Origin of the sequence: Blautia sp. HCP3S3_D9, from assembly GCF_052063845.1 — a bacterium.
Lineage (GTDB): Bacteria > Bacillota > Clostridia > Lachnospirales > Lachnospiraceae > Blautia_A.
Genome location: NZ_JBQHWS010000174.1, coordinates 1 through 5,705 on the forward strand (window position 1 = coordinate 1; position 5,705 = coordinate 5,705).

Below are 5,705 nucleotides of genomic sequence, written 5' to 3' on the forward strand. Positions count from 1 at the left end.
CAGAAACCGTGTAACAGACATTGAAGAAATCAGTGGAAACGGTCTGATTGCCAAAGTTGACGGCGTATCTGTAGCAGCGGGAAACACAAAATTAATGGACAGACTTGGAATCGCATATCAGGACTGCCACCATGTAGGAACTGTTGTGCACATGGCAGTTGACGGCAAATATACAGGACATATCCTTATCTCCGATATTATCAAACCTCATGCAAAAGAGGCGATTGCTGAACTGAAGAAAGCCGGAATCAGCAAGACCGTTATGCTGACAGGTGATTCCAAACGTGTTGCAGATCAGGTTGCTAAAGTACTGGGAATCCAGGAAGTATACAGCGAACTTTTACCAGCTGATAAAGTTTCCAAAGTAGAAGAACTGCTTCACCAGAAATCTGAGAAAGACAAACTGGCATTCGTAGGTGACGGTATCAACGATGCGCCTGTATTATCCAGAGCAGATATCGGTATCGCAATGGGAGCACTTGGTTCAGATGCTGCGATCGAAGCAGCAGATATCGTACTGATGGATGACGACCCGCTGAAGATTTCCAAAGCGATCAAGATCGCACGCAAATGTATCCGTATTGTATACGAGAATATTTATTTTGCTATCGGTATTAAAATTCTGTGTCTGATCCTTGGTGCGTTAGGTATTGCAAATATGTGGATGGCAATCTTTGCAGACGTAGGCGTTATGATCATCGCTGTATTAAATGCAATCCGTACATTATTTGTAAAGAACTTATAAGAAAACAGGAAATGCTTTAGCTGAAACTTATGTGGTTACTGTCTGATCTGCGGGCAGTAACCATTTGTGATAGTCAAGAAAGGTAACAGGTACTAAAATGGAAGTGCGCAAAGAAGAATTATGTGAAAGTAATGAAATTCATGAAGATCTTCTCAAAATTGTAGATGAAACCCTGCCTGAGGAAACAGAGCTTTATGATCTGGCAGAGTTATTCAAAGTTTTCGGAGATTCTACCAGAATCCGTATTCTGTTTGTATTATTCGAGGCAGAAGTATGCGTGTGTGATCTGGCAAAAGCGTTGAATATGACACAGTCTGCGATTTCACACCAGCTTCGTATTCTGAAGCAGAGTAAACTAGTTAAGAGCCGCAGAGAGGGAAAATCCATTTTCTATTCTCTGGCAGATGATCATGTCCGTACGATCATTAACCAAGGCAGAGAACATATCGAAGAAGATTAACCAGATGCACTGGCTGTGTTTAGGATTCAGCCAGTGCTTTTTATATGTCTGGATTTTTTTACAAAAGTTGGATTTGACATTTTTTATGGGTATCTTTATATTTATGATAAGTCTGATATCTGTTATTGTTTTACGTATCAGAAACTTGATATAGATTTGATTCGATGAACAGATTTGAATGAATGAGGATTGGATAAATGGAATCTCATATTTATGTAGCAATAGATCTGAAATCCTTTTATACGCGGCTATGCCCGGAAACTTGCAGAAAATGGAATGAAAACAATGGGAGATGTTGCCAGATGTTCCATAGGCAGATCGAACGATTATCACAATGAAGAATTACTTTACAGATTGTTTGGGATCAACGCAGAACTGCTGATCGACCATGCCTGGGGCTGGGAGCCATGTACCATCGCGGAAATCAAATCCTATAAGCCAGAGAACAACAGCATCTGTTCCGGTCAGGTTCTTCAATGCCCTTATACGTTTGATAAAACCAGGATCGTAGTCCGGGAAATGGCAGAGATGATGGCTCTTGAAGTAGAAGAGGAGATGCAGCTCGGCAAAGATGTAAGTCTGCTGGAAGATCCTGCAGACCCTGCTTTATGGGCTGCGCCAGATTCAAATGAATCTGATGAATAGAAGTGTTTTATTATTATATATGCACTCTTTTTACAATTTCATTTGTAAGTCCGCCAATCACAACTCCGGCAGCAACCCCAGCTACCAACAGCGCCGGTGTATACACGAATACACTTGCATTATTTACGATCAACATAGCTATAATAAGCTGTCCGATATTATGCGAAACACCTCCTGCAACACTGACACCGATCAGACTGAAGGAGGTCTTTTTTAACATAAGTGTCATAACTGTCATACTAAGCGCAGCCCCTGCCAGACTGTACAGGATGCTGAACATATTTCCAAACATAAATCCAATTACCAGAATACGTACCACCGAAACCAGTGCAGCTTCTTTAAAAGAATACTTCTTCAGAATAAAAAGTACTCCCAGATTCGCCAGTCCAAGCTTAATCCCGGGAATCCCCGCAAACACCGGTACCAGTGATTCCACATATCCAAGAATAATAGCTACAGCCGAAAAAAGCCCGAGATAGGCTGTTTTTTGCTTCATAAAAAATATCTCCTCTCAACAGCTAAATACGAAAAAATTAAAAATTCTCCAAATATTCTAGCATAAAAAAAATATCTCCGCAACTCAAAAGTTAGATATAGCTAATAACATTTAGTCAGATGAAATAAGCCCATAAATACCCCTATCCTATTGAAAATATTCGCTAAATTTGGTCTAAAACAGTTTTATTGAAAAAATTTAACGAATAAGCAAAACAAAAAACAGTAGATTTTTTAATATGCGCATGTTATTCTTTTAAGAGTTAGTGATAGCTAATTCATGTAGCTGTCTACTGACTGCATATCTAAAATCCTATATGAATATCTTTGGCAGAAGTTACTCCCTTTTGGTAAAAGTAAAATCCCTTTGGTTAATAAGTCGATTAACCCTCTGGTAAGAGTGATTCCGCAAAAAAGAAAATTTTTAGAAGAGGAGAAAACCATGACAAACAAAAACCTTATGAAAAAGATTGCTCCTGTCATAATGAGTGCAGCAGTTGCAATGCCAAGCATGCCATATGCAGTTCTGGCATCTGATTTTACAGACAGTGAGGTACTTACAGACATCACAGAACTCTCTGCTCCTGAAGAATTTGTCGCTAAGGATACACAGGAAGAATTTACCACCGAAGATGCACAGCAGGATGCTTTTGCTGCTGAAGCACAACAGGGTGAAGCTTATGTTCTTATGAACATTCCATACGATGACTTTTATAAAGCAGAACTGAAAAATAACGATGTAAAAGTTGATGCATTTACATCTGCAACTCTTAATAAATCAAGAACAGCAGGTATGATGAACGGAAATTCCGCGTATCATGTAACTCCGGACGGATCTGATGTAACAGGCGTTACTTTTCCTGTAAAAGTCAGTGATCTTTCCCTTCTGAAGGACCAGAAACAGATAACAGATTCTGACTCTGTTACAATTACCGTAACAAACAGAGGCAGACAAGCAGCAATACCTATACAGGAAAAGATTCCCTGATTGAAAATGCATCTTATTCTTATTATGTTTTAAGTGAGACACCATCTTATTACAAAGAACTTACTGTAAATGCAGATGGCAGCTATTCTTTCTCAGCAATGAAAGGTACACAGACAAAGACTGTTGCAATCGATGCTACATTTAAAACAGAAACAAGCTATGGTGACTACGAACTGGATCTGAACAATGAAACTTTCTCAGAACAGATTGATACAAATACAGATAAGATTTACGGTGTAACTGTAAATACTACAGACGAAACCAATTATGGTCTGCGTCATCTGGAGAATATCTGGCGAGGAAGTATGCTTTCCTGGGGAACCGGATATACAACAGAAGTTCACGGATGCCCTGTTTCCTCTGCACATTACAAATCAATCATGGGAAAAACAATTGACAGCGTTACTTATTATACGGATAAAGGCATGATTACTGTTGATGTTCCAGATGTAAAAGTGCAGACAACTACAGGAATCAAGGCAACAGCAGCAGATATTATGAATACAGATTCAACTGCAGCAGTTACCTTTGACCAGGCACTGCCAGCTGATTTCAAGGCGCAGTACACAGTAGACGGAACAGCAGTTTCCTGCACAGACGGAAAACTTACTGTTGGAACTCTTGCATTAGGAACACACAAAGTTGAAATTGCTGATGCTAATGGAAATTACGCAACGATTGTGACTGAATTTACAGTAAACACAGATAAAATGCCAGCAGCTTATGACAGCAAAGAAACCAAACTGGCTGCAGCAGAAGGTGTTACAGCAGAAGAATTTTCTGCATATATAAAGAGTATCAGCAAAGTAAAAGTTGATGATACAGAATATGCAGCATCAGGAAGAGGTTCCAAGGTTATTGTAAAAGAGGACGGAACCCTTGATCTCACAGATCTTCAGGTGACAGATACAACTGTATTTGAAGTAACCGCTGTTGGATATAAGAATAATCTTACTTTTACTTACAAAGAAGTAGAAAACAAATTTGAATTAAATACTGCATCCAAAACTCTTTATACAAAAGGCAGCACAAAGACTACTCTCAAAGTTACAACAAACCTTACAGACAAGATCACATGGAAATCCAGCAATACAAAAGTTGCTGCTGTAAACAGCAAAGGTGTTGTAACTGCCAAAGCAAAAGGAACTACAGTGATCACAGCATCCTGCGGAGAATACGAAGTATCCTGCAAAGTAACAGTAAAGACTCCGTCTCTGAAACTTACAAAAACTTCAGCAACTGTAAAAGTTGGAAAGACAACAAAGATTGCTGCAAAAGCAACTCCTTCCGGAAAGATCACTTACAAATCAAGCAACAGTAAGATTGCAACAGTAAGTTCTAAAGGTGTTGTAAAAGGAAAGAAAAAAGGTACTGCTAAAATTACAGTAACCTGCAATGGAGTTAAGAAGGTATTTACAGTAAAAGTAAAATAATGTAACCGTGAAGGTACTGAACGGCTACAAATAAATAATGGAAGATGAATAATCTGCATTATAGATGACCCCGGAAGTTGCTCCGGGGTCATCTTAATGAGAAAAAAACAACATTAATGAATAGCATTAAATATAGATTTTTATGAAGGAAAATGCTACACTTCTAAAGTTAGCTGAAGTTAATATTTCCTACACGAATTCAGCATTTGTTAAGTGGACAAATTATCCGCTTCGCTGCTTACTCATTACTTTTCCCAATTGAAGCAGGGGAATCAACTGATTCGGTTAAGTTATGAAAAGGAATTCCAAAATCACATAAATAGCAACTCTGGCTAGCAAAAATTATAAACGAAGGAGAGGAAACACGTGAATAATCAAAACTTTTATCTGCGTCTGATCGCACTTTTACTGATTATCATGGCGGTATTTTTCTATAATGGTACAGTAAAGGATAAAGAACAGGCTCAGGATATTGCAGATCTGACTGCAAAAGTAGAAAGCCTGGAAAATCAGCAGAATGAGATTCTTACAGCCTTGCAGGAAACTTACGAAGAGCAGAAAGCAGCAGCGGAAAGCAAGGCTTCTTCGGACACATCTGATTCAGAATCTGATGGAACATCTGAAAAAGATTCTGCAGACAACAAAGAAAGCTCAGATCAGACGGATTCTGAAGAAACATCCGATGATTCCGATAATGTATACAAGAACGGTACCTTTGAAGGTTCTGGAACAGGATATGGTGGAACGATCACAGTACAGGTAACTCTGGAAGATGACACCATCACAGCAGTCAGTGTAGTCAGCGCACCGGGCGAAGACAGTGCATATCTGTCACAGGGTGAAAACGTCATCAACAGTATCATCAGCGAACAGAACACAGATGTTGATACGATTTCCGGTGCAACTTTCAGTTCTACAGGTATCTTAGAGGCAGTAAAT

At 39.1% G+C, this 5,705-nt stretch carries 6 protein-coding genes and 1 pseudogene; 6 read left to right on the forward strand and 1 reads right to left on the reverse strand.

What is annotated here, in order from left to right; all coding sequences use genetic code 11:
• The 3 genes and pseudogenes from ACTNES_RS19010 to ACTNES_RS19020 all read left to right on the forward strand — a co-directional run.
• Nucleotides 1-745, forward strand: a 745-nt coding sequence (locus ACTNES_RS19010) for an HAD-IC family P-type ATPase (protein ID WP_441040395.1), incomplete at its 5' end; no start/stop codon positions are given.
• Between the two features lie 97 nt (nucleotides 746-842).
• Complete coding sequence (locus ACTNES_RS19015; RefSeq protein ID WP_291809226.1) at nucleotides 843-1,205, forward strand: ArsR/SmtB family transcription factor; 363 nt, start codon at nucleotides 843-845, stop codon at nucleotides 1,203-1,205.
• A 243-nt stretch (nucleotides 1,206-1,448) separates the two neighbouring features.
• A pseudogene (locus ACTNES_RS19020) lies at nucleotides 1,449-1,799 on the forward strand (DNA methylase); the annotation flags it as partial.
• A gap of 64 nt (nucleotides 1,800-1,863) precedes the next feature.
• Here ACTNES_RS19020 and ACTNES_RS19025 read toward each other — a convergent pair.
• Nucleotides 1,864-2,346 (reverse strand): Gx transporter family protein, encoded by a 483-nt coding sequence (locus ACTNES_RS19025; RefSeq protein WP_291809230.1) that lies wholly within the window; start codon nucleotides 2,344-2,346, stop codon nucleotides 1,864-1,866.
• 441 nt (nucleotides 2,347-2,787) lie between these two features.
• On the opposite strand from ACTNES_RS19025, the gene ACTNES_RS19030 reads away from it, so the two are divergent.
• From ACTNES_RS19030 to ACTNES_RS19040, 3 genes are all read left to right on the forward strand, one after another.
• Nucleotides 2,788-3,333 carry a hypothetical protein gene (locus ACTNES_RS19030; RefSeq protein WP_441040396.1) on the forward strand — a complete coding sequence of 182 codons (546 nt, stop codon included), beginning with the start codon at nucleotides 2,788-2,790 and terminating at the stop codon, nucleotides 3,331-3,333.
• A 98-nt stretch (nucleotides 3,334-3,431) separates the two neighbouring features.
• Nucleotides 3,432-4,766 carry an Ig-like domain-containing protein gene (locus ACTNES_RS19035; RefSeq protein WP_441040397.1) on the forward strand — a complete coding sequence of 445 codons (1,335 nt, stop codon included), beginning with the start codon at nucleotides 3,432-3,434 and terminating at the stop codon, nucleotides 4,764-4,766.
• A gap of 366 nt (nucleotides 4,767-5,132) precedes the next feature.
• On the forward strand, nucleotides 5,133-5,705 hold a 573-nt coding region (locus ACTNES_RS19040), incomplete at its 3' end, for an FMN-binding protein (RefSeq protein WP_441040398.1).